General features: G+C 33.3%; 23 protein-coding genes and 4 pseudogenes. 23 read left to right on the forward strand and 4 right to left on the reverse strand.

What is annotated here, in order from left to right:
* Nucleotides 1–90: 90 nt before the first annotated feature.
* The 12 genes and pseudogenes from dat (at nt 91) to adhP (ending at nt 10,624) form a co-directional block, all read left to right on the forward strand.
* Nucleotides 91–966 (forward strand): D-amino-acid transaminase, encoded by an 876-nt coding sequence (gene dat / locus CO726_RS26210; RefSeq protein ID WP_099686194.1) that lies wholly within the window; start codon nt 91–93, stop codon nt 964–966.
* 98 nt (nt 967–1,064) lie between these two features.
* On the forward strand, nt 1,065–1,712 hold the full coding sequence (locus CO726_RS26215; protein ID WP_099686195.1) for a nitroreductase family protein: 648 nt from the start codon (nt 1,065–1,067) through the stop codon (nt 1,710–1,712).
* 258 nt (nt 1,713–1,970) lie between these two features.
* Nucleotides 1,971–2,459, forward strand: a complete 489-nt coding sequence (locus tag CO726_RS26220) for a hypothetical protein (protein ID WP_099686196.1) — start codon at nt 1,971–1,973, stop codon at nt 2,457–2,459.
* Between the two features lie 66 nt (nt 2,460–2,525).
* Nucleotides 2,526–2,693: a hypothetical protein gene (locus tag CO726_RS31965; protein WP_169513086.1), complete on the forward strand. Its 168-nt coding sequence runs from the start codon at nt 2,526–2,528 to the stop codon at nt 2,691–2,693.
* Between the two features lie 130 nt (nt 2,694–2,823).
* A complete protein-coding gene (locus CO726_RS26230) occupies nt 2,824–3,372 on the forward strand; it encodes a cysteine hydrolase family protein (RefSeq protein ID WP_099686197.1) in 549 nt (182 codons plus the stop codon).
* 71 nt (nt 3,373–3,443) lie between these two features.
* A pseudogene (locus CO726_RS26235) lies at nt 3,444–3,817 on the forward strand (Hsp20/alpha crystallin family protein); the annotation flags it as partial.
* Between the two features lie 287 nt (nt 3,818–4,104).
* Nucleotides 4,105–4,998 carry a mechanosensitive ion channel family protein gene (locus tag CO726_RS26240; protein ID WP_099686198.1) on the forward strand — a complete coding sequence of 298 codons (894 nt, stop codon included), beginning with the start codon at nt 4,105–4,107 and terminating at the stop codon, nt 4,996–4,998.
* Nucleotides 4,999–5,201: 203 nt separating this feature from the next.
* Nucleotides 5,202–6,320 (forward strand): GAF domain-containing sensor histidine kinase, encoded by a 1,119-nt coding sequence (locus tag CO726_RS26245; protein WP_099686199.1) that lies wholly within the window; start codon nt 5,202–5,204, stop codon nt 6,318–6,320.
* Nucleotides 6,321–6,333: 13 nt separating this feature from the next.
* Nucleotides 6,334–6,969, forward strand: coding sequence for a response regulator (locus tag CO726_RS26250; protein WP_099686200.1), 636 nt, complete (start codon nt 6,334–6,336; stop codon nt 6,967–6,969).
* A gap of 9 nt (nt 6,970–6,978) precedes the next feature.
* Nucleotides 6,979–8,283: a serine hydrolase domain-containing protein gene (locus CO726_RS26255; RefSeq protein WP_099686201.1), complete on the forward strand. Its 1,305-nt coding sequence runs from the start codon at nt 6,979–6,981 to the stop codon at nt 8,281–8,283.
* Between the two features lie 135 nt (nt 8,284–8,418).
* Nucleotides 8,419–9,273 (forward strand): MurR/RpiR family transcriptional regulator, encoded by an 855-nt coding sequence (locus tag CO726_RS26260; protein WP_098759969.1) that lies wholly within the window; start codon nt 8,419–8,421, stop codon nt 9,271–9,273.
* Between the two features lie 313 nt (nt 9,274–9,586).
* Nucleotides 9,587–10,624, forward strand: coding sequence for an alcohol dehydrogenase AdhP (gene adhP, locus CO726_RS26265; RefSeq protein ID WP_099686202.1), 1,038 nt, complete (start codon nt 9,587–9,589; stop codon nt 10,622–10,624).
* A 139-nt stretch (nt 10,625–10,763) separates the two neighbouring features.
* Here adhP and CO726_RS26270 read toward each other — a convergent pair whose 3' ends face one another.
* Together CO726_RS26270 and CO726_RS26275 are read right to left on the reverse strand one after the other, a co-directional pair.
* The gene (locus CO726_RS26270) at nt 10,764–11,783 is read right to left on the reverse strand and encodes an ABC transporter permease (RefSeq protein ID WP_136699858.1); all 1,020 of its coding nucleotides are present in this window, start codon (nt 11,781–11,783) and stop codon (nt 10,764–10,766) included.
* Nucleotides 11,780–12,682 (reverse strand): ABC transporter permease subunit, encoded by a 903-nt coding sequence (locus tag CO726_RS26275; RefSeq protein ID WP_099686204.1) that lies wholly within the window; start codon nt 12,680–12,682, stop codon nt 11,780–11,782. The genes CO726_RS26270 and CO726_RS26275 overlap by 4 nt, the downstream gene beginning before the upstream one ends.
* Before the next feature lie 203 nt (nt 12,683–12,885).
* On the opposite strand from CO726_RS26275, the pseudogene CO726_RS26280 reads away from it, so the two are divergent.
* Nucleotides 12,886–13,412, forward strand: a pseudogene (locus CO726_RS26280) (IS3 family transposase); the annotation flags it as partial.
* Between the two features lie 502 nt (nt 13,413–13,914).
* Here CO726_RS26280 and CO726_RS32630 read toward each other — a convergent pair.
* Both CO726_RS32630 and CO726_RS32635 read right to left on the reverse strand, forming a co-directional pair.
* A pseudogene (locus tag CO726_RS32630) lies at nt 13,915–14,799 on the reverse strand (glycosyltransferase family 2 protein); the annotation flags it as partial.
* 21 nt (nt 14,800–14,820) lie between these two features.
* Nucleotides 14,821–15,474 (reverse strand): annotated as a pseudogene (locus tag CO726_RS32635) (class I SAM-dependent methyltransferase); the annotation flags it as partial.
* 84 nt (nt 15,475–15,558) lie between these two features.
* Between CO726_RS32635 and CO726_RS26290 the strand changes: the two are divergent.
* From CO726_RS26290 to CO726_RS26330, 10 genes are all read left to right on the forward strand, one after another.
* The gene (locus CO726_RS26290) at nt 15,559–16,374 is read left to right on the forward strand and encodes a TylF/MycF family methyltransferase (RefSeq protein ID WP_099686206.1); all 816 of its coding nucleotides are present in this window, start codon (nt 15,559–15,561) and stop codon (nt 16,372–16,374) included.
* A 310-nt stretch (nt 16,375–16,684) separates the two neighbouring features.
* Nucleotides 16,685–16,924, forward strand: coding sequence for a DUF6143 family protein (locus CO726_RS26295; protein WP_342750817.1), 240 nt, complete (start codon nt 16,685–16,687; stop codon nt 16,922–16,924).
* Between the two features lie 14 nt (nt 16,925–16,938).
* Nucleotides 16,939–17,028, forward strand: a complete 90-nt coding sequence (locus CO726_RS33060; RefSeq protein ID WP_342750822.1) for a hypothetical protein — start codon at nt 16,939–16,941, stop codon at nt 17,026–17,028.
* Between the two features lie 78 nt (nt 17,029–17,106).
* Complete coding sequence (gntK, locus tag CO726_RS26300) at nt 17,107–18,645, forward strand: gluconokinase (protein ID WP_099686207.1); 1,539 nt, start codon at nt 17,107–17,109, stop codon at nt 18,643–18,645.
* A gap of 14 nt (nt 18,646–18,659) precedes the next feature.
* Nucleotides 18,660–20,009, forward strand: coding sequence for a GntP family permease (locus CO726_RS26305; protein ID WP_136699859.1), 1,350 nt, complete (start codon nt 18,660–18,662; stop codon nt 20,007–20,009).
* Between the two features lie 18 nt (nt 20,010–20,027).
* Nucleotides 20,028–20,924 carry a phosphogluconate dehydrogenase (NAD(+)-dependent, decarboxylating) gene (gene gnd, locus CO726_RS26310; RefSeq protein ID WP_099686208.1) on the forward strand — a complete coding sequence of 299 codons (897 nt, stop codon included), beginning with the start codon at nt 20,028–20,030 and terminating at the stop codon, nt 20,922–20,924.
* A gap of 269 nt (nt 20,925–21,193) precedes the next feature.
* Complete coding sequence (locus CO726_RS26315) at nt 21,194–22,414, forward strand: tetratricopeptide repeat-containing glycosyltransferase (protein WP_099686209.1); 1,221 nt, start codon at nt 21,194–21,196, stop codon at nt 22,412–22,414.
* A gap of 34 nt (nt 22,415–22,448) precedes the next feature.
* Entirely contained in the window at nt 22,449–23,594 is a 1,146-nt protein-coding gene (locus CO726_RS26320) for a CgeB family protein (protein ID WP_099686210.1), read from the forward strand.
* A 155-nt stretch (nt 23,595–23,749) separates the two neighbouring features.
* Nucleotides 23,750–24,286, forward strand: a complete 537-nt coding sequence (locus CO726_RS26325; protein WP_099686214.1) for an NADPH-dependent FMN reductase — start codon at nt 23,750–23,752, stop codon at nt 24,284–24,286.
* Between the two features lies 1 nt (nt 24,287).
* Nucleotides 24,288–25,517 (forward strand): MFS transporter, encoded by a 1,230-nt coding sequence (locus tag CO726_RS26330; RefSeq protein ID WP_099686211.1) that lies wholly within the window; start codon nt 24,288–24,290, stop codon nt 25,515–25,517.
* Nucleotides 25,518–25,676: the final 159 nt, after the last annotated feature.

Here is a 25,676-nt window from a genome sequence, read left to right on the forward strand (position 1 = left end):
TTTTATTTATTAAAATACAGAAAATTCCTTCTTTTGAGTGTGGATAAGTTGTACAATTAAAGCAATCATGGAATAGAGGAGTGGGAATAAATGGAAGCTACTCATAAAGATTGGATTTTGTTTAACGGAAGAATTGTAAATGCGAAGGAAGAACAGCCGATGATTCCATTAGAGGAGAGAGGCTTTCAATTTGGTGACGGTATATACGAGGTATTCAGACTATATGATGGGAAACCACATTTATTAGATTTACATTTGGAACGATTCTTTAATTCTATGGAAGAAATAAAACTAATTCCACCGTTTACTAAGGAAGAGTTAGTCGAAGAGTTACATCAAATGATTGAAAAAAATCAATTTCAAGAAGATGGGAATGTATATTTGCAAATTTCAAGAGGTGCTCAAGCACGTAATCATGTGTATGAGTCAAATATGCAACCAACTTATTTTGCAAATATTGTTTCGTTTCCACGACCAATTGCTGCTATGGAACAAGGAATCAAAGTTACTGTTGAAGAGGATATACGCTGGAAGTTCTGTCATATAAAATCCTTAAACCTGCTACCTAATATTATAATTAAAAATAAAATAAACGAACAAGGTTATCAAGAAGCGATATTAGTACGAGATGGAATTGTAACTGAGGGGTGTCATTCAAATTTCTTTATGGTGAAAAATAATAAACTGATTACACATCCGGCTGACAATTTCATTCTACACGGCGTTACACGTCACTACGTTATTATATTAGCGAATGAGTTACATATTGATGTAGAAGAACGAGAATTTTCACTACAAGAAGTATATGAGGCTGATGAGTGCTTCTTTACAGCGACACCACTTGAAATATTCCCAGTCGTTCAAATTGGTGACGAGCAGTTTGGAAACGGTGAAAGAGGACCGATTACAAAGAAACTCCAAGTGGCATATGAAGAAAGTATTAGTTTGTTTAAAGTTACAAACTAATATTGAAGAAAAAAGCTGGTATTCCTCCAGCTTTTTTTCATGATATAATTCAAGCATAGGACAAGATTTGAAAACGCTGTAAAAAGGGGGTTTAATGTATGAATTATGAAGATTTTAAAGAATTAATTCACGGTAGACGAAGTGTTAGAAAGTTCACAGAACAAGAAGTATCCACTAGTGATATAAAAGAAATTATTGATTGTGCTCGTTATGCACCGAGTGATACGAACTCACAAACTTGGGAGTTCTTGGTCATTATGAACCGAGAGAAAATTAAAGAAATTGAACAAATGACATGGGATGCATTACATAAACTTGCGGCAAAAGCGGCAGAAAACGGAGAAGAGAAAGCAGGGAAATTACTTACACGTTCTTTCGGACCATATGCAACAGCTTTCTCGGAGGCGCCAGTATTAATCGTATGTTTGGCAACGCCATATGAATCAAAGTTTCGTGAAAAGATATTTGATCCAATTGCTTTTGTGCCAGATTCAGTTTGGGAAGAAGAAGGAATTAAGAGTAGCTGTTTAGCGGCACAAAACTTAATGTTGGCTGCACATGCGAAGGGGCTTGGTACATGTCCGATGACGGGACCGGTATTGTTAGCTCAAGATGAAATGCGACAATATTTACAAATTGAGCCTGAAAAACAAATAAATATGGTTATTTCACTCGGTTTTCCGAAGGATAAGCCGAAGAAACTTCCAAGAAAAGAAGTAGATGAGATTACAACATTTGTTTTTTAAAGCCGAAAATAAAAAGACATTGAATGAACAATGTCTTTTTATTTTTGAGGGTATGTAATTAATCTGTTAGGCTAAAATGATAGATAAGAGGGAATTACTATTTATTTCATAAAAAAAATTAATGTTCTATTAAGGAAAGTATGATACATTAATCGTGAGCAAGATTCTATTTGTTCATGAAAGTGTTAAAAGTAGTCTTAAAATTAATAAGTTATTTTTGTATAATAAATTATAATGAAATGACAGGGGGGATGAATTTTGAAAAAATTCATAATCACTGGATTGTCTGTATTGTTATTAGCCAGTTGCGGTGCTCCAAAGGAAAAAGAGGGTACACAATCAAAGCCAGAAGAACAAGTTGTAAACGCAAGTAATGAGAATATAGTTGTATTTCCTGAAGGAGTAATGCCAATTGGGGAAGGAAAAGTGAAAGTTATTACTCCAGATGGTACTTCTGACAATGGCAATATACCAACCGTATTCATCAAAAAGGATACTTTAATTCAACACGTGGAATTAGAGCTTTCTAATTTTCAAAATGATAAAGAAACATTCGTATTTGTAGATCGACTGTTTGCAGATAAACATCAAGTAACTAGTACAACACAGACAACAGTACAATTAAAAGAAAAGACGCTTGAAACAGGTAGTCATACGATTACTGCAGTTCAGTATGAAAACAATGACCCGAAAGGAAAGGTTATTAGTTTTAATCAAGCAACATTTGAAACAAAACCTGCGTCTTAATAAGAATAAAAAGTACATTACTCAAAAAAGTAGTGTGCTTTTTTGTTTGGACTAGAGTGTACAATAGTGAATAACTTGTTTCGTTTTCTAATACGATTAAATAGGAAGAAACCACTTGTTACTACTATGACAGAGAAAGAGATTGAATATGTAAATCGGTGTATTCGTATCGTTTTGATTAGTTTAATGATGGCAGTAATTTGCTTTACGATACAAGAGTTTATTATTATATGATAAACTCTGACTAAGGTAAGTTTCACAAGAGAAATGTAGGTATTTCATTTGAAATGTCGAATAGTACATACGATGTCGTAATAACAAATTTTCTATTGTTTACTGTGAAACAGGAGAAGGAGAGATAGTAATGAAACGAGCTCTTATAAATATTGATTATACATATGATTTTGTAGCTGAGAAAGGTGCTTTAACATGCGGGAAACCAGGACAAGAAATTGAGAAGGAAATTGTCCATTTAACGAAGCGATATATTGAAAATGGAGATTACGTAGTCTTTGCGATCGATAAGCATAAAGAAAACGATGTATATCATCCAGAATCAAAGTTATTCCCGCCTCATAACATAGCTGGTACAAATGGAAGAGAATTGTTTGGTGAATTACAAGATGTGTACGAAACATATAAAAATGCAGAGAATGTATATTATATGGATAAAACACGATATAGTGCATTTGCAGGAACAGACCTAGAGATGAAGTTACGAGAAAGAGGAGTAGAAGAAGTTCATCTTGTAGGTGTTTGCTCCGATATTTGTGTTTTTCATACAGCGGTAGACGCTTATAATAAAGGATTTAAAATTGTAGTTTTTGAAAAGGCGGTTGCATCTTTTAATGCGCAAGGGCATGAATTTGCACTTGGACATTTTAAGTCATGCCTACATGCAGAAGTGAAGTGAAAAAAGAGGCCTTTAAAAAAAGGTCTCTTTTTACGTTTAAATTGAGACGAGGTTTTGCTTAATTAATTTTTTTATTAGAAGGGATGACAGATGCTTTCTTTAAACCGATGAACATGGATACTTTTAAAGTAGATGTTCATGAACAATCTGATAAATATACTGTGAAAGCAGATTTACCATGTTTTCAAAAAGAAAACATTCAAGTTGAATTTGAACAAGATGTATTAACGATTCAAGCAACTAATCATAATGAAGTAGAAGAAAAAATGAGAATGGCACATATATTCGTAAGGAACGTTCTATAGGTTCTGTAACTCGACGCTTTAGTTTTAAACAAGTTGAGGAAGAAAATGTTAGAGCAAATTATAAAGATGGCGTACTGACAATTGAATTGCCAAAATTGAAAGAAGAAAAAAGCAGTAAAACAACAATTAATATTGAATAAAAGAGCTAATAAATTCAGCTCTTTTTTGTACGTAGTTAATGAATAAATTAGTTGAAATCGTAATGAGCAGAATAAAGTTGTAATGTTAAAAAAAAATTCACTATTAGCTCCCCTTAGGTTATTAAAAAGGGTATATTTAAAGGGAAAAGAACATCTAGACATACTGTTTAAAGTGAGTTAGTAATAAAGTCCATAGTAAGGTAGTGGCATTTTAGATTAGGATAATAGAATTTTCTAGAACAAACTGAGACGAGTATGAATTTTTTTATTAGTAAGGAAGTGGTTAGTTGAGTTTATTAACGTATACTGAAGAATTTTTTAATTATGTAAGAGAGTTTTTACTTTTAAGATTTTTACTATTTGCTTTAGTTCTAATCATTATTTCTTTTGTAATAAACCGCATTATTGATTGGTTTTTCAGGAAATCAAGCTTTTTTGATGAAGAGGTAGAGCAAACGATTCAAAGTGTGATTCGATCTATATGTAGATATATCATTATCATCAGTCTAATCATATATTTAATTAGTCAATTTGTAGATATAAAAAGCATCATTGCAGGTGCAGGGATAGCAGGGGTTGTTATCGGCTTTGCTGCGCAACAGATGTTAAAAGATGTTATATTAGGTTTTGCGAGATTAGCGGACAAAGAGTTTCGTGTTGGTGATTTTGTTACTTTTAACGGAACAAACTCAGGAACGATTGAGGAAATTAGTATTCGTTTTATGCAAATTCGTGAATGGTCAGGAAAACTCCTTACCATACCACATGGAGAGATTAGAACGATACAAAATTTTAATAAAGGATGGATGCGCGTAATTGAACGGATTACGGTAAGTTATCAGGAAGACCCTACAAGAGTTAAGGAATTGTTAGAAGAAGTTTGTGTTAATTGTAATGAAAAATTGGCTCCAAGTCTTTATAAAGTAGAGGATGAAGCTGTTGAACCTTTTAAATATGTAGGTGTTACAGATTTAAACCCGAATCTTAAATACGTTGGATATGAACTTTGTATTACAGGTTTAATAAAGCCAGAAGATTATTTTGAAACTTCTAGACAAGTAAGATTTGAATTAATGTCTATGTTCCATAAGAATCAAGTGCAAATGCCAGCAGCAAATATGTTCGTTACTACTGAAAGTTTACAGCATATCCATGGTGGACAATCTTTAGCAGATAACTAAAGAAGAGTAGCTATGTACCTTTTTCAAAAAAAATAATTTCAGCATGTAGCACAGCTCGGTAACAAAAATTCCGCTTCCAATATTGGATAGAAAAGCAATAATAAAATGATTGAGATAGAAGAAAGAGCTGAAGGAATTCAGTTCTTTCTTTATTTGTAGAATTTAGAAATTTCTTAATGTTATAATGGTAGTTGGTGATGAATATGAACTTTGAAGAAAAAGAGATGCGTCGATTAGAAGCATTAAAAGCAATTGCTGAATTATTAAATGAAGCAACAGATTTACAAGACATGTTAGAAAAAGTGTTACATACATTGTTACAAGTAATGAATTTACAAACAGGGTGGATCTTTTTTATTGATGAAAGTGGAAAGCACCGTATGCTTGTAGACGAAAACTTACCACCAGCACTTATTTGGCAAGAGAAGAAGCCAATGTGTGAAGGAGACTGCTGGTGTGTAGAGCGTTTCGTGAATGGCAGATTGGAAAAAGCGACTAATATTATTGAATGTAAGCGAATAGAGGATGCGATTGAACGTAATTGGGGAGAGACCGAAGATGTTACGCATCATGCGACAATTCCATTAAGGTCTGGGTCGGAGAAGTTTGGTCTCTTAAATGTGGCCGCGCCTCAAAAAACACATTTTTCAGAGGAAGAATTAGCATTATTAGAATCAATTGCATTTCAAATAGGAACGACAATCCAACGTATTCAGTTAGTGGAAAAAGAACGTAAATACGTAGTTGTAGCAGAACGAAATCGATTAGCTCGTGATTTACATGATTCAGTAAAACAATTGTTATTTTCTATTATGTTAACAGCAAAAGGGACACTCAATATGACGAAAGATAGAGAATTGCAAGAGATGTTGAGCTATATTGGAGAATTATCACAGGAAGCATTACAAGAGATGACACTTTTGATTTGGCAATTAAGACCGGAAGGATTAGAGAAAGGGTTAGCTGAAGCAATTAAAAATTACGGAAAGTTGTTAGGGATTCACGTGGAAGTTCGAATTGATGGAATGGTTTCAATTGGAGATGAAATAGAAGAAGTTTTATGGCGTATTAGTCAAGAAGCGATACACAATTGTAAAAAACATGCTTCATGTGAAAAGGTAAATGTTCTTTTGAAAATAGAAAATAACCAGCTGTATTTTTACATAGAGGATAACGGAATAGGATTTATACAAGATCACGTAAGAGAGTCAGCACTCGGTTTAAAAAGCATGAAGGAGCGTGTTCAGTTATTGAATGGGTCATTTCAAATAAAAACTGAGCTGAAAAAGGGTACGAAAATTGAAATTCAATTGCCGGTTTGAAGGGGGAAGAAGGTTGAAGATTAAATTACTATTAGTTGAGGATCATCATATCGTTAGAAGAGGACTTGTATTCTTTTTGAAAACGAGAGAAGAATTTGAAATTGTTGGGGAAGCAGAAAATGGTGAAGATGCATTAACATTTGTCCGAACGGAAAGGCCAGATGTAGTGTTAATGGATCTATCAATGCCGAAGATGGATGGTATCGAAGCAACAAAACGAATAAAACAATATGATGAAACAATAAAGATACTAATATTAAGCAGTTTTTCAGAGCAAGATTATGTTTTACCAGCACTAGAAGCTGGAGCAGATGGTTACCAACTAAAGGAAGTACAACCTGAACAACTTGTAGCTTCTATCATTGCAGTACATGAAGGAAATGCGAATTTTCATCCGAAAGTAACACCAGCGCTATTAGGACGGTCAGCAGTCAAGAAAGAAAAAGAAACCCCTTTTTCCATGTTAACGAAAAGAGAGCAAGAAGTACTTTGGGAAATTGCGAAAGGGCGAAGCAATAAAGAAATTGCAGCAGAGCTTCATATTACAGAACAGACTGTGAAAACACACGTTTCAAATGTTTTGGCTAAATTGGAAGTGGATGATCGTACGCAAGCTGCATTATATGCGGTGAAACATGGGGTTATTTAGGAGGAGTGTATGAAAGTAAGGGCTATATTACAGCGGTACATGTCAAGTTTGTCTGAAGCTAGTTATTTTAATGGTACAGTACTTATTGCAAAAAATGATGAAATATTGTTAAGTGAAGCATTTGGAATAGCGAATTTCACATTTAATATTCCTCATACTATTGATACAAAATTTCGAATTGGTTCATTAACGAAAGGATTTACCAGTACAGCAATTTTACAATTAGAAGAACGTGGATTACTCTCGGTAGAAGATTCAATTTCAAAATATATAGAGGGATTCTCTTATGGAGAAGATGTTACAATTCACCACCTATTAACTCATACATCGGGTATTTCAAATTTTACAAGTTGGCCTAATTATTGGTCGGATATAATGAGGAAACCTGTATCTAAAGATGACATTGTGCATGTATTAAAGACGTATCCGTTAGAGTTTAAACCAGGTGAGAGATATAGTTATACAAATTCTGGTTATATTTTATTAACAATTATAATCGAAAAGATTACTGGTTTATCATATAAAGAATATATACATAAACATATATGTCAACCACTCCAAATGCATAATACTGGATGTGAGGATGAGTATAGAGAAATAGTAGAATCTTTATCAACAGGATATACGATATTTGGAGATATAAAACAAACTGAACATATCGATATGTCATTTCCACTAGGGGCATATGGAATGTATTCGACAGTTAAAGATTTGTTTAAATGGCATAAAGCGTTGCGAAGTAGAGAGGTGATTTCAGAAAGTTCACTTCAAAAAATGTTTACTGCATATTCGGATTATTATGGATATGGTTGGGCTATTGAACGAGAAGGATATATTTCTACTAGTCATTTTGGTGATATAAATGGTTTTGTGAATTATATGATTCGATATGAAAAAGATAATGTTTGTATTTTTGTACTAAGTAATATAAATATTACACCAGTCATAGAGATTGCAAATAACATAGCTAAGATTATACATGGGGAAGAGATTCAGATGCCCAGTCCTATAAAGGCGTATGAGGTGAATTTTTTCGATAAACTAAAATGTGTGGGGAAATATATAACAGAAAACAATGAAGTAATTCAAGTTATAGAAACACAAAATAAACTCTATGTTATAGTGCCGAAACGTTATGGTGTATTGTATAAACTTGAGCTTTATCTTTGTTCTTTTCAAGAGGAAGTTGCAATGTTTCGAATGAAATACATTGATGAAAAAATAAAAATAAATACAAAAACAGGATTATTATCTTTTGAAGATGTTACGACAAAATGTATAAAAGCTAATAAAATATATAGTGAAGCTGAATAAAGGTTTTTCTTCTTTCAATAATTAGGTACAATAAAGTGAAACTTTAATTAGTGGAGGGTCTATTCCCGCTGATTATTAGCCCACACCAATTGGGTTTTTACGGGATAAAGCTACGATGGAAGGGGAAGATATGCTATGCCTGGAACAAGAAGTGGGATTGGTAAGATTCAGGCTTCGTTAAACGGTTTGTCACCAAAATTGCGAAGTATTGCCGAACATATATTGAAACATCCACAAGATGTGGTACATAAATCTATTACTGAATTAGCAGAAGTTACGAATAGTTCCGAAGCTACGATATTCCGCTTATGTAAACACCTTGGTTTGCAAGGGTTTCAAGATTTAAAGATTACATTAGCTCGTGAAATTGTACAGACTCCGATGCAAAATATTCATGAAGAAGTATCTGCAGAAGATAGTATGGTAACTGTTGCTAAAAAAGTTTTTCATTCGCATATTACAGGACTGCAAGATACATTACATTTGTTAAATGACACAGCATTAGAGCAAGCTATAAAAGCCTTACAAGAAGCAAGCCGAATTGAGTTTTACGGAAATGGTGGTTCTGGTATTATTGCGATGGATGCATATCATAAATTTATGAGAACGGGTATTTCTTGTATTGCACATACAGATTCACATTTTCAAATTATGGGTGCGGGTTTACTTAGGAAAGAAGCAGTTGTGATTGCTATTTCTCATTCAGGTAGTAATAAAGGATTACTGGAAGCGTTAGAAGTAGCAAAAGCAAGGGGAGCTCGCATTATTGCGATTACGAGCTATCAGAAATCAGCATTAAGTCAACTTGCTGACATAACACTTTATACTTCTACACGCGAGACGGAATTCCGTACAGAAGCAAGTTCATCACGATTAGCACAGTTGAGTTTATTAGATACTTTATATGTTGGATTATCGTTACAACGCCAAGAAGAAACATTGCAAAATTTACAAAGCATACGTGAAACAATTTCGATGAAACGAATATAAGAAAAGCTCTTCAAATGAAGGGCTTTTTTTATTGGCAAATAGTTTGCTGATTTATTTTCTTGTAGAAATATGTGACTTACTTATAGTCAGTGATAGACTCTCATTGTTAAAAATATAAAATAAAAACCGACTTATGCAATAATTCAAACATTGTTCATAATTTCACAATGTGTTTATGAAGAGTCATGTTATGATGAACATGTAATGATGATTGAACACTTACATTTGGCATAATGATTAGCCAAACTAGTGAAGACAGAAGTTGTGAGACGAACTCATGAAAAATTCTAACACACTAAAGGGGAGATCACATATGAAAGCAGTAGTAGTTAATAAAAATAGTAAAGCAAACATTGAAGTGATTGAAAAGGAATTACGTCCGTTACACTCAGGTGAAGCGTTAGTAGATGTAGAGTATTGTGGGGTTTGTCATACTGATTTACACGTTGCAAATCATGATTTTGGAAACACAGATGGCCGCATTCTCGGTCATGAGGGTGTAGGTATTGTGACGAAAATCGCTGATGATGTTACTTCACTAAAGATAGGTGACCGTGTAAGTATTGCATGGATGTTCCAATCTTGTGGACGTTGTGAATATTGCGTAACTGGTAGAGAAACATTTTGCCGTGAAGTTAAGAATGCTGGTTATTCAGTAGATGGTGGTATGGCTGAACAATGTATTGTTACAGCGGACTATGCGGTGAAAGTACCAGAAGGATTAGATCCTGCTCAAGCATCATCAATCACATGTGCAGGCGTAACTACATATAAAGCAATAAAAGTATCAGATATTAAACCTGGTCAACCTATCGTAATCTATGGTTGTGGTGGATTAGGTAACCTAGCTATCCAATATGCTAAAAATGTATTTGGTGCAAAGGTAATTGCAGTAGATATTAATGACGATAAATTAGCCTTAGCAAAAGAGGTTGGTGCTGATATGACTATCAATCCAATTTCACAAGGTCCTGCTGATAAGATTATTCAAGAGGAGTTTGGTGGTGCTTATGCTGCTGTAGTAACAGCCGTTTCTAAAGTAGCCTTCAACTCAGCAGTTGACGCAGTACGTGCTTGTGGTAAAGTCGTTGCAGTAGGTTTACCAGTAGAAACTATGGATTTGAACATTCCACGCCTTGTACTAGACGGAATTGAAGTAGTTGGTTCTCTAGTAGGTACTCGTAAGGATCTAGAAGAGGCATTTATGTTCGGTGCAGAAGGGAAAGTAGTACCAGTTGTTCAAACTTGTTCTCTAGATAAAGTACAAAATGTATTCGAAGAAATGGAACAAGGTAGAATTCAAGGGCGTATGGTAATCGATTTTAAACAACATAATTGTGATTGTAAATAATTCACTTTAAATATAAAAAGCATGAGTCTAGCAAAGGACATGTAAAAAGTTAGACGGCATAAAGAAGATGATCCCTGTATTCAATAGTGATCATCTTCTTTATATTCTACTAATATCAATGCCGATTAATGAGAAATGATTAAAGGTTTAATTTATTTGCAAACGAAAAAGAATCTTTATGTTTAACAAATTTCTTTTGATCTGGAACGGATTGAATTGCTACAGTTTGCGAATCTCTTGCTTTCAGTGCATCTTGAATCCCGATTGTCATAAGCTTAATAAAAAGAATCGTAATAAAGAATGAAGCGAGAGTATAAAAAATAATCCACCATGAAAGATTCATTTCATAACGATTTAATCCAATAAGGCCTGCCCAATCATTAGATAGAGAAACAGGTTTGAGCACTCCGTCATAGAGTTCACGCATTTGTATCCCGCCAATTACAATATCAAGCAACGCTAAATGGATAACGAGGATGAGCGTTTGGACGATATGTTCCATGAATAACACAAATAGGCGATCAAGTAATAAGACCCGTAAGTGTTTTTTGATAATATGAAAACGGCTACCTCCTAGTAATTGGGAACTTAAAATGTAATCTCGTTTCATAAATTCATCAACCTCTGAGGATATATATAATGAAAGTGTAGGCAGAGCGACGAAAATAAGTACGAGTACTTGATAAAACGCAAATGAAATATTTGGATCTAATCTATCAGCATTTGATGTGATTACAATATTAACGGGCGTGATGAGTATAAATGCGATAAATAGAGTTGGGATATAATAAAAAACTTCTGAGCATGCCTGGAAAAATCTCTTGAATTTTGGAGCATATAAACTTAAGAGGATTCCTATACATGTCCCGCATAAAATTCGAAAGAAGCTAATTGCCACAGCTAATAAGATGGTGAATTTTGCTCCTTCTACAATTTGTAAGAAAACAGGCTCTCCAAAACGATCAGATCCAAAAGGCGGTATTAACGATGGCGGAAAGGGGGCCTTTCCAAGTAATTCGTTATTGTCATTGTAAAGTAACTGAGGAGGTTTGGGGATGTTATCTTTAAAGAACCAACTATAAATAAAACTAGCTGAAACAAGTATGAATAGATAAGTAAAGCCGATTAAAAAGCGTTTTGATTTCCAAATAGATTTCATAAAGCTGCTCCTTTCAATTGTTTTTGCCATCTATTCATCATGAGAGAGATTATTTGGAAAATGGAATGAAACGGTAAAATAATCATGACAAGTATGATAAATGCAGCGGGAGGTGAAATAAACGCCTTTTTAAATAAAAACTGAATAATGCCTTGCATATTAAAAACAAATTCTAAAATGAATAAGTTAGAAAGTAAGAAAACAAAAATTGTTTTTAAATGATGAAAGAAGTGGATAGATATATTTTTGAATAAATGAATGCATAGTATATAACTTGATGAAAGGCCTTTTCCATATGCAACCTCTACATAATGTTTTCCATGTTCTTCTTTTATGTATAACACCATCATCCGAAACATTTGTAGTGTAGGTAAGACAGCTAAAGATAAAATAGGGAGTAAATAAGCTCGATTTTCATTAAAAGAAATAATGGTGACAGGAGATTCCCCGAATTTCTTAAGTAACCATATGAAAAATATTTGCAAACAAATCATCATCATCATATCAGGGACAGCTTCTAATATGAACACAATTCGGTTTATCCATTTTTTTATATAATCTTTTGCTAAAAAATAAAAAAATGCCATACTAGATGAGATAAAGAGCGCAAGGAGAAAGGCTAAAAATAATACAGTAAATGAATATAGGTAAGGTTCTAAAACAGTTGGAAATAATGGTGTTTTTTTGAATTGACCAAACTGTGGGTCGGATCCTATAACCACTAATGATTCAGGTGAAAAAACCTGTTTTAACATAGTAACGATCTGGTTAAAAAAATAAATTGGTTGAAAGCTGAATCCTTGTTGAGTCATAAATAAATAAGGTAGATTTAATAATAGTAAGAGTGATAAAAGAATCGATGAAAGCTTTACTGTGAATTGAGATATTTTATGTAACATTAAATCCCTCCGACATCTTTTTACAACATTATACAATAAAGTCCAATGTATCGTTTTATTTTTCTGAAAAATATAAATACTATTAAATTTTATAGTATAGAACATATATTTACAAGTTAAAAAAATGATAGTAGGGAGCCTGCTCCACACAGGAGAATGAGTTACATAAACTTAGTAAAAAAAGCTTTAAAACTAGGTGAACTGCACCCAATATTTTAGAACATAATTTTAAAGCTGAAAAGCCGAACGAAAAATGGGTTACAGATATAACAGAATTTAAATTATGCGGTGAGAAACTCTACTTATCACCGATGTTAGACTTATTTAACGGGGAGATAATTGCTTATACAATTGATTCAAGACCAACCTATTCACTTGTCTCAAGGATGTTAGAGAAGGCTTGAGACAATTTCCAGAGGAAGCCAATCTTCTGATTCACTCAGATCAAGGTTGGCACTATCAAATGAAGAAGTATCGTCATGCCTTAAAGGAACGCAGGATTACGCAAAGTATGTCTCGTAAAGGGAACTGTTACGATAACGCGGTTATTGAAAGTTTCTTTGGTATTATGAAATTTGAATTTATTTATCTCAAAGATTTTGAGAGTATAGAACACTTTAAACAAGAATTTGAAAAATATATCGATTATTATAATCACAAACGAATTAAAGCAAAATTAAAGGGTGTGAGTCCAGTAAAATACCGAATTCACGCCCTAACAGCCGCTTAATGAAATAACGTGTCTAACTTTATGGGGTCAGTTCAATTACTACTAGGATTTTTGTGAGTAAAAGAATAACCATATTCATTTAATTCCACTTTTTGATTTCACATAATTTAAGCTATCGAAAATAAAATAACTCGTACTTTTCACTTTAAAAAGTTCACTGTTACCCAGTTATATAATAAACATGAGGTGAAAAGTGGAATGTGTTCCCTTCAACAAATATAGTTTTGTATTCTTTAAATACAAGTGTTTGAGTTTGACCTCCCAAAAGGGATAAGATCTACTTTTGCATCTGCTATATAGAAATTCTCTTAAACAAATAACCATCCTTTCCTAGGATTACACAGAAAGGATGGCCTTTTTTTCATTTTATCGATATATACACGCAACGTAGGAGTCTTCACCATACCATTTTGGGTTCAGTCCGGTACCATTGACATACCCTCAAGCAACTACCTCTTATCTTTTCATTTCTATCATCCATTAATTATAATTAAATATTAAAAATTTCTTGATAGAAACTAGTTTTTATTAATTCTGGTAGTTCTACTATCGTTCTAGAATGATTAATAAAATTACTAATAGCAATAACATAATCTTCATGAGAAGTAAAAAAACCTTCTTGTCTTCCTATTGTAATTCCATGATACCAGTCTTCTAATCCATCTATTATTTTATTAGGCCCATTTAATTGTTGATTTATATGTAACCTAAAATAACTAAGTGGTTCTGCTATATATACTGCTTTTCCTTGTGATAATAATGTTAACCATGAAGCCACATCAATATTGCATAAATATTTTCTATCTTTAAACATACCAAATGGATAGATTAAATCTTTTTTACGAAATAACACTGTTGTAGGTTCTCCTATAAAATTACATTGACTTGTAATCATTTTTTTTCCTAACTGTTTTCCATCTAAAATTGCATCTACTACAAATAATGGCTTAGTCGACCAAATATCTTGTGAAAAATTACCTGAATCATCAATTAATTTTCTATACGATGTTACTAATTTAATTTCTTCATTTTTATCCATTACATAATAATTCATCATCTTTTCAATCTTTTTTTCTGTATACAAGTCATCATCCATTAAATAATTAATATATTCACCATTTGCTAAATTAAAAAGCATTATATCATTTTTAAATTGTCCTACATTTTCATCGTTTTTTATATATCTTATATTTTTATAAAAAGGTAAATATTTATCCTCAACTAATTTTTTTGTTTTATCATTTGTACTGTCATCCCCAATAATAATTTCGATATTTGGATAAGTTTGATTCAGTACTGATTGCAAAGCTAATTCAAAATATAGTGGCCTATTATAAGTTGGTATTAATATACTAACTAAAGGTAGTGAATTGTTTTTTTCATCTATATTTTGTAAAAAATTACCTGTATATCGATTTTGTAATTCATTTGCTTTTTTTAATATATTTTCAATTTTTTCATCATGACCTTTAGGAAATAAAACCCCCAAACCAGATGAATGTACAAATTCCAAATATGGATATACATTTTTTATCTCATCCCAAAATTTATATACTCCAAAATCTTTTTCTTTTACTGAAATATCATGAAATAATACAATTCCGTTCTTTTTTAATTTAGGTAGCCAAGTTGAAAAATCATGTGAAACAGCTTGATAAGTATGATAACCATCAATATGTAATATATCTACTGTTTCATCTTCAAAAAACTTTAATGCATCATCAAATGTAGAACGTATCAATTGAGACATACTAGGATAAAACAACTTGGTAATAGTAGATACCTTATTAAAAACATCATCATTATAAAAACCACTATGCAAATCGCCTTGCCATGTATCAATGGCAAAACATTTAGTAAAAAGATTTCCATCTTTCACACTTTGACAAAAACTAAAAAAAGAAGTTCCAAAATGAGTACCTAACTCAACAATTTTTTCTGGTTTTATAAATCGTACTAAATCATATGCAAAATTAGTATGACCACTCCACTCAGAAGTTCTAATTTGAGGATCATAAGTATCAACTTCAAAAACAGGCAAATAATATACCCAATCTTTCATAATTTCACTCCTTTTATAAAGAATATATATACAACTTTTTAATACCTTATAATAAAGATATTAAAAAATGGGAGGATTATTCTAATGACTATAAAACAAGAAAATAATTTATATTTTGAACTACTAAAAAAAGCAATTCTTTTCGAAATATGGCAAGAACATGAAAATTATTCACCTGCTTACATAGATATACCTCAGGCATTACAAACATTTATGCAAATTCATAATTTAAAATTAATGCATCAAACCCACCCTAATCCCGAGAACAGAAAATATGGATTAGATTGGCCAGCTATTGCTCATAGTATGATTGGTCGCGCTCGATTAGATCAATTACACCATGCCATGGAAACAGTTATAAAAGAAAACATCCCTGGAGATTTTATTGAAACAGGCGTATGGAGAGGTGGTAGCTGTATATTTATGAGAGGATTTTTAAAAAATTATAATATACAAGATCGTAATGTATGGGTTGCAGATTCATTTGAAGGGTTACCTGCCCCTAATATTGAAAAATATCCTCAAGATGAAGGTGATTTATTATATACCGTAGATTATTTACGTGTATCTCTGGAAGAAGTTCAACAAAACTTTAAAAAATACGATTTATTTGATGATCAAGTGAAATTTTTAAAAGGCTGGTTTAAAGATACTTTACCTACTGCACCAATTCAAAAAATTGCAATCGCTAGGCTTGATGGTGATTTATATGAATCTACAATGGATAGTTTAACAAGTTTATATGATAAAGTTTCTTCGGGTGGATTTATCATTATTGATGACTATGCATTAACTACATGTAAAGCAGCTGTAACAGATTTTCGACAACAAAACAATATAACTGAACCATTAATTCAAATTGATCATTATGGTGTTTATTGGCGAAAACCATTAATATAAAATAAATGTAGACCTCTGTTCAAAATAATGAGAAGTCTACATTTACATGAAAATTTGTATTCTATTTATAAACGGTTAATAACGTTTTATGTTAAACTATTTAAATTGCTACTAGATAATAAAGTAAACTTTTTGTTACAAAGAGAGCTATGCTAAATAGATAAAAAAAGAAGATACGATTGATAAATCGTATCTTCTTTTTTAAACACTACAAACATATAAATCTATCTATATTATTTTTGATATATATATAAGGAAAGTATTTTGTTGGGCAAACTGAAACCATTCATTTAGGAGAAGGAAAAAATGCTTGGGGGGATTAGTTAACCCTTGTCATTCAAATATAAATTTATTTGTAAATGCATTTACGATTACAAATCGTTCTGATCAACCTTTTACAGCTGAAATTTGGTTTAATCCCATATTACTTGGAAAAATAATGATTTCAGATAAGGTAGCTCCTGCAAATACAACTCTTTCTCCACTCCCAAAACCAAAAACAGAAATCGAATTTGCAGAATTAGTTGAGGGATTCCCTAAAAAGGAGTAAATGTATTTAAGCGAATTGTACCACCACAAAGCACTTTAACAAGTGATGAAGATGGGGAATTATTTTTCGTTATGAAAAAAATTTTCTCTTTAAAACTTGATTAAAGAAAAAATATTTTATATACTAATTCATGTAAACGGTTTACTAAATCGTATTTTGCTAGAAATGAAGGGAAGATTCGCATGGAAACAAGGGGGAGAGTAATCGGTATTGATATCGGTACCACAAGTACAAAAACGGTTGTGTTCACAGAAAAAGGAAAAGTTGTTGCGTCACATGCAATTGATTATCCAATTATTCAACCGAAAGTCGGATGGGCTGAGCAAGATCCTGATGTAATATGTGCTGCTGTGTATAAAAGTGTAAGCGTTGCCATTAAAAAAGGTAATGTATTACCAGAAGATATTTCTTCAATCGGTATTAGTACAGCAATGCACGCATTAATTGCTGTAGATGAAAATGGCGCGCCATTAACGCGCTCTATTATTTGGGCAGATAATCGGAGTACGAAACAAGCAGAAAAATTATTACAACATATGAATGGACATGAAATTTATAGACGTACAGGTACACCGATTCATCCAATGTCTCCATTATCTAAATTGTTATGGATGAAAGAAGAGGAACCAGAATTATATACAAGTGCTTATAAATTTATTTCTATTAAAGAGTATGTTATTTATCAATTGTTTTCACGTTACGTAGTGGATTATTCAATTGCATCAGCTACTGGGTTATTTAATTTAGAAACATTAAATTGGGATGAAGATGTTTTAACGATGTTACATATGTCTCCAGAACAATTATCAAAACCTGTGCCAACTACATATATTTTATCGGGTATAAAGCCAGAATTAGCACAAAGGATGGGTATTCGCGAAGATACTCCAGTTGTTATTGGTGCAAGTGATGGTGTTCTTGCGAATGTAGGTGTTGGGGCAATATCACCTGGCTCAGCTGCAATTACGATTGGAACAAGTGGTGCGGTTCGAACAATTTCATCGAGTGTTAATACAGATGAAAAAGGAAGAACGTTTTGTTATGCATTAACAGACGAGCACTGGGTGATCGGCGGACCAACGAATAACGGTGGAATTTTACTGAGATGGTTACGTGATGAATTTGGTAGTCCGGAGCAAGAAGTAGCAAGGAAACTTGGAATTGATCCGTATGATTTATTAATTAAATATGCGGAAAGTGTACCAGCTGGAGCGGGTGGATTGCTATTTTTACCGTTTCTATCTGGAGAACGTGCACCTTACTGGAATGCAAATGCTCGCGGTACATTCTTTGGAATTAACCTTCAGCATAAACGAGAACATTTTATACGTGCAGTGATGGAAGGCGTTTGTATGAGTGTATATTCTGTTGCACTCGCAATCAGGGATTGTACAGGGCCACTTACTGAAATACGTGTTTCAGGAGGATTTGCGAAATCTGCATTTTGGAGACAAATGTTATCCGATATGATGGGTAAAGAATTGCTTGTTCCTGAAAGTCATGAAGCATCTGCGCTTGGGGCGGCGGCAGTTGCTTTATATGCTGTAGGAAAGATTGATTCTCTTGAAGAGGTAAAGGATTGGATCGATATTGTTCATCACCATGTACCGAATAAAGAAAATACGGCTATATATTTAGAAATGTTTTATATGTATGAACGACTTTACAATCGCTTGAAAGAAGAATTTGATTGTATAGCTGCTTTCCAACGTAAACAATAGGGGGATTGGGAGAAATGGTAGTTGGGATCGTACTAGCGGCAGTTGTCATACTACTTTTACTTATTACAGTAGTGAAATGGCATCCGTTTGTCGCGTTAATTTTAACAGCAATTGGTGTAGGGCTTGCAATGGGAATGCCATTGATTGGAACTTCACCAAAAGATCCAGGGATTATCGATTCTATTAAACTAGGGCTTGGTAATACGTTAGGGTTTTTAGCGATAGTTTTAGCATTAGGAACGATGCTTGGAAAAATGATGGCCGAATCTGGGGGTGCTGAACGAATTGCTAACACATTAATTGATCGTTTTGGGAAGAAACGTGTTCACTGGGCGATGATGTTCGTTGCATTTTTAGTAGGGATTCCGGTGTTTTTCCAAGTTGGATTTGTACTATTAATTCCATTAGTATTTACAATTGCGTTAGAAACTGGGGTATCACTTATTACAATCGGTATTCCGCTTGTAGCAGGACTATCTGTTGTACATGGGCTCGTTCCGCCGCATCCAGCAGCGATGGCAGCGGTAGGTATTTTTAAAGCAGATGTAGGGAAGACAATTTTATATGCATTAATTGTTGGACTTCCAACTGCAATCATTTCAGGTCCGCTTTACGGGAAATGGATCGGTGCTCGTATACATAAAGAAGTACCATTAGATATAGCGGAGCAATTTATTGAAAGAGATAAGAAGAAGGAACTTCCTAGTTTCGGAAATACATTGTTTACTATTTTACTTCCAGTATTTCTTATGCTAGGTGCATCGATTGCGGAAGTAGCATTAAGCAAAACAAGTCAACTTGCACAAGTATTGCACTTTATTGGAGATCCGGTAGTCGCGTTATTAATTGCAACGATATATTCTTTCTTTAGTCTTGGTTACGCAAAAGGTTTCTCAAAAGATAAAGTATTACAATTTACAAATGATTGCTTAGGACCTATTGCGAACATACTGTTAGTTATTGGTGCAGGCGGAGCATTTAATAAAGTATTGTTAGATTCTGGAATTGGAACGACAATCGCAGAAATGGCGAAAGAGTCACATATTTCACCGATATTATTAGGTTGGGGAATTGCGGCACTCATTCGAATTGCAACTGGATCAGCTACTGTTTCAATGATGACAGCAGCTGGAATTGTAGCACCAATTGCAGCAAGTACGCCAGGTGTAAATGTTGAACTACTAGCACTTGCAACAGGTGCAGGGTCATTAATTTTATCACATGTAAATGATTCTGGATTTTGGATGATTAAAGAGTATTTTGGAATGACTGTGAAAGAAACATTATTAACATGGACTGCAATGGAGACAATATTATCTGTTGTAGCACTTGGACTAATTTCGTTATTAAATATATTTGTATAGAATGGGAGATTGATTAATATGAAACTAGGTTTAATTGGATTAGGAAAAATGGGATTCCCATTAGCGGAACATTTATATGAAGACAAGCATGAAGTAGTTGTATATGACGTAAATAAAAAGCTTGTTGAAAAAGCGGATAAATTAGGTATCACCGCTTGCCATTCATTAAAAGAAATGATTGCTGAACTAGAAGCTCCTCGCACAATTTGGGTAATGGTACCTGCGGGAGAAGTTGTTGAGTCAGTATTAAAAGAAGTTTATCCATTATTAGAGGAAGGCGATATCGTTATTGAAGGGGGAAATTCATTCTATAAAGATACGTTACGCCGTGCTGAAGAAGCGAAAAGCTTTGGTTTACATTATGTAGATATCGGAACATCAGGTGGTGTAGAAGGAGCTAGATACGGTGCTTGCTTAATGGTTGGTGGAGAAAAAGAAATTTATGATCAATTAGAACCTTTATTTAAAGATTTAGCAGTAGAGAATGGGTACTCTTATGCTGGCCGCGTTGGTAGTGGGCATTTCTTGAAAATGGTTCATAACGGTATTGAATACGGAATGATGCAAGCAATTGCTGAAGGGTTTGAAGTGTTAGATAAAAGTGATTTTGACTTCAATTATGAAGATGTTGCAAAAGTATGGGCGAACGGATCTGTTGTCCGTGGCTGGTTAATGGACTTAACTGAAAAAGCATTTGCAGAAGATCCGAAACTTGATGGCATTAAAGGTGTGATGAACTCTTCAGGAGAAGGGAAATGGACTGTTGAAACTGCACTTGAACTTCAAGCGGCAGCACCAGTAATCGCAATGTCATTATTTATGCGTTACCGTTCTCAAGAAGATGATACATTCCACGGAAAAGTAGTTTCAGCTCTTCGTAATCAGTTCGGTGGACATGAGGTTGTAAAAAAATAAGGATGTTTTTGAAAAGAAACTTGTGCATAAGCGCAAGTTTCTTTTTTATAGTGTTAGAAACCACCAATTTAAAAATACCAATCAACCAGCGTTTATTTGTACTGGGTGTATCAAATATAAAGCGAAGCATGAAAGATGTCCCAACATAAAAGTAAGAATAAATAAAATGAAGTTTTCATAAATAGTAAAAGGGTGCCTATGTCATCAATATAGCTAAGAAATGTTGTTACATATGAGAAGAGCGTGTTAATAAAATATGAGGTGGTTAAATGGGAAATGAGCAGGTGAACAATATAAAGGAAGAAAAAAAGTTATGTCTTTGTATGATTGTAAAAAACGAGTCTAGAATTATGGAAAGATGTTTAAATGCAACGAAATCAATTGTAGATTTTGTTTCTATTTGTGATACTGGATCAACTGATAATACACCTGAAATTATTGAAAATTGGTGTAAAGAAAATGAAATCCCTGGAACAGTTCATCATGAATCATTTAAAAATTTCGGTTATAACAGAAGTTTAGCTGTTTCATTGGCACAAAAAACATATCCAGAAGCAGATTATTTATTAATATTAGATGCTGATATGATATTAGAAGTGAATCCTGAGTTTGATAAAACTAGTTTAACGGAAGACCATTATCTTACATTGCAATATGATATTCATATTAAGTATTGGCTTACACGGCTTTTAAAAGCGTCTTTACCATGGAAATCTGTCGGTGTTACTCATGAGTATTGGGATATAGATCGTTCCAAAGTTGGAGCGAATTACAATACGAGAGTAGCTAGGCTAGAGACGCTTGTCGTTAATGACCCTGGGGATGGAGGGAGTAAAGCTGATAAATTTGAAAGAGATGAGAGATTGTTGTTACAAGGAATAAACGACCCAGAAACAACGCCAGATCTGCATATAAGATACTTATTTTATTTAGCCCAAACTTATTTTCATTTAAGCCAATTTGAAGATTCGATTAAATGGTATAAAAAAAGAGTGGAAGCAGGCGGATGGGTTGAAGAGGTGTTCTATTCGTTATTGCGGATAGGATTTTGCTACGAACAATTAGCAAACCGTTCAGCAAATAAACAACTTGAAGTAACAGAAGCTAATGAAAAAGAAAATGCTAAGAAGCAAGAAGAGCAATATACAGCATTAGCTGTTCTTTATTTTCAAAAAGCGTGGGAATATAGACCAACTAGAGCTGAGCCATTATATCAACTTGCAAGAATGTATCGATTAAAATCTCAAAGTAATATTGCTTTGATGTATGCCCTGCAAGGGAAGGAAGTTCCTTTTCCAAAAGATGATCTTCTATTTGTAGATTATCATGTGTATGATTACTTATTTGATTATGAGATTTCTATCAGTGCTTTTTATATACCGCATAAAAAACATTTAGGTGCAGTATCACAAAAATATTTGGAGTCGAAAAAAGAAGAGTTACCGTTGCATATAGCAAATATGGTGGAAAGTAATGCGAAATTTTATTAAATACAATCTCAGTTAAAGGAGTAGTGGAGTAATCATGGAATTAATACGATGGGCGCTAGAACTAGGGGAATCTGTGCATGGAAATACGTATGAAGAATTGATGCCACTACTAGATTACTATTATGATCGTGATCATTTAAAAGCGTATTGTATCGCAAATCTTCTTTTAGAAATGGACGTAGCAGATGAGCATCGGCAAATAATCGAATTAAGAAGGTGCATTGCCGCTTATTATGCTGGATTATATAAAGTAGCAAAAAAATATGCAAATGAGCTTTTACTTAAATATCCGAATGTAGATTTATATAAAAATAATTTAAGATTAATGGAAGCGTATTTAAATAAAGGGTATGATTATTGTCTGTTTATATGCCCAAAGACGTATGGTAGTTTCATAGATGTCGCGCGAGCTCTGAAATGGCGATTGGAGCAGGAGGGAAATACAGCAATCATATCAGAAACAATACTAGAGAATGTAAAAAATACAATTGTTTTTGGAGCACATACATATGCACATAACCCAAATCTACTTCCGAAAAATGCAATTATTTATAATTTAGAACAGCTATATGAAGGAAGCCCTTATGCGCATCCACTTTATTTAATGTTATTAAAAGATAAGGAAATTTGGGATTATAGTAAACAAAATATAGAATGGTTAAAACAAAAGGGAGTAGGAAAAGACATAAAACATGTAGGAATGAACTATGCACCAACTCTAGAAATAAAAAAAGATGCATTTGAAGATGAGATTACGGAAGACATTGATATACTGTTTATAGGTGCTCTTAATCCGAGGCGGCAAGCTATTTTTGATCAATTAAAAGCAGTTGCACCAAATTTAAATATTGTTTTTAAAAATAATGTGTGGGGAATTGCTAGAAATGAGCTTATTGCTAGGTCTAAAATTATATTAAATATTCATTTTTACTTATCAGGCATTCTTGAAACACCTCGTGTTTCTTATGCAGTGGCAAATAAGAAATTTATTATTTCGGAAAATAGTAACCCAGAGGACGAGATAGAGTGGCCAGGAATTGTATTTACTCCGTATGAAAAAATAATAGAAAATATTATGAAATATGTAGCCTTACCAGAAGAACGTATCAAATTAGCAGAAAAAGCGTATAACCATTTTGAAGCTAAAGGTAGTATAGGAATACTGAGTCATAAAGGGTAGGAAAAGTAACTGTGAAGAACTCATACTTTCGTATGAGTTCTTTTTTACATCTATCATACTATTTTATCAAGCTAGTTCCCTCTTTATATTGTATTTTGTATAGAAATTTCTGATAATATATAAGTATAACTTGAAAACAAAGGGGAGAAATAATGATGAAACTAGTTGTTATTAATGGTACACCAAGAAAATTCGGTAGAACTCGCGTGGTGGCAAAATATATTGCAGATCAATTTGAAGGGGAATTATATGATTTAGCGATAGAAGAATTACCATTATATAACGGGGAAGAATCACAACGTGAATTAGAAGCGGTAAAAAAATTAAAGGCGTTAGTGAAAGCTGCTGATGGGGTAGTATTATGTACACCAGAATATCATAATGCGATGAGCGGCGCGCTGAAAAATTCATTAGATTATTTAAGTAGTAGTGAATTCATCCATAAACCTGTTGCATTACTTGCGGTTGCAGGAGGCGGTAAAGGTGGAATTAACGCATTAAACAGTATGCGCATTGTTGCTAGAGGGGTATACGCAAATGCAATACCAAAACAAGTTGTGCTTGATGGACTTCATGTACAAGACGGTGAACTCGGAGAAGATGCAAAACCATTAATTCATGATTTAGTTAAAGAATTAAAAGCATATATGGGCGTATATAAAGAGGTGAAAAAACAACTAGGAGTTGAGTGATATGCCATCTCTGTATAAAGATTCACGCTTGTATTTCATTCTAGGGGCCAATAGTTTATCAGCTATTGGTTCCGGTATTGTTATGATAATGATTCCGTGGTTGTTAATTAAAGAGAGTGGAGGAGAGACAACGTTTGGTTATGTTTCCATTATCGCAACTCTTATTATGTTTTTATTAACACCGTTTATCGGGCAAAGTATTGATCGTTTTTCAAGAAAATCTTTATTATTATGTAATGAAAGTATTGGGATAGTCGTTATAGGAATGACGGCTATATGGGGATTTACTGGGCAACCTTATCATTCTATACACTATATTCTTATTTATATAGCAGGGTCATTTTACTATTTATTATTTTATCCTACAATATTTGCGTTCAACCAAGAGATATTTCAAGCAGAACATTATAAAAATTTAAGTGGAACAATGGAAATACAAGGACAGTTAACTCAAGTTATTTCAGGAGCGGCTGCAAGCTTCCTTATTGAAATCATTTCTTTAAAATGGATCTTGTTAGTAGATATGTTAACTTTTGCAGGAGCATTCGTCCTTTTCTTATGTATACCGTACGTAAAGAAAAAAGAAGTAAAAAAGAAAGTAACATTTAAGAAGCAATTGTTCGAAGGGGTTCACTTCATGCAAAAGCGTCCGAAGTTCTTTTGGTTTTTACTTGCGACTTATATGCCGTTTATCGGTGTCATGATGGCAAATTATTTAATCCCGGTATACATTTCAGATATATTAAAAGCCAGTGCCTCTGTATACGCAATAGAAGGTATGATGTACGGTGTCGGAGCGGTTCTTGCGGGAATAAGTATTCCAATTATGATGAAATATATAAAGACAGAAGTTTCAATCGTTATGACTATGCTCATATATGTAATTTCAATTACCGCAATAATTATTGAACCTTCCGTAATGTTGTTATATGGACTTGCGATTTTTCATGCAATTGGAAATGCGGGTACAAGGGTGGCGAGAAATGTATTGATGATGGAGGAAATTCCAAACGAAGTAATGGGACGTGTAGACAGCTTATTTCGATTAATTGGTACAGGAATACGAATTGTATTATTAATGTTGTTTACGGCTGGTGTTTCTAAAGTAGGTGTCATGGAACCGTTTTATTTACTAAGTTTCATATTGATCCTTTCGTTAGGAATTGCTATAAACTATGTAATCTCAAAACGTAAATTCGAATCGAGTGTTTCTAATAAATCGATCGTTTAAAAAACACTTCTGCCTTCCTTTCTTTTTCTATATGACACATTGTATTATTAAGTGCGACACCTAAAAAAAACAAAAAGCTCACCTCGCTTCGTGTAAAGTAGAAGTTACCACACCACTTACTTAACACGGAGGACGAGTATGAGCTATTCTCATTTTACC

It is taken from the genome of Bacillus fungorum (assembly GCF_002746455.1).
In the GTDB taxonomy this organism is placed as follows: Bacteria; Bacillota; Bacilli; order Bacillales; family Bacillaceae_G; genus Bacillus_A; species Bacillus_A fungorum.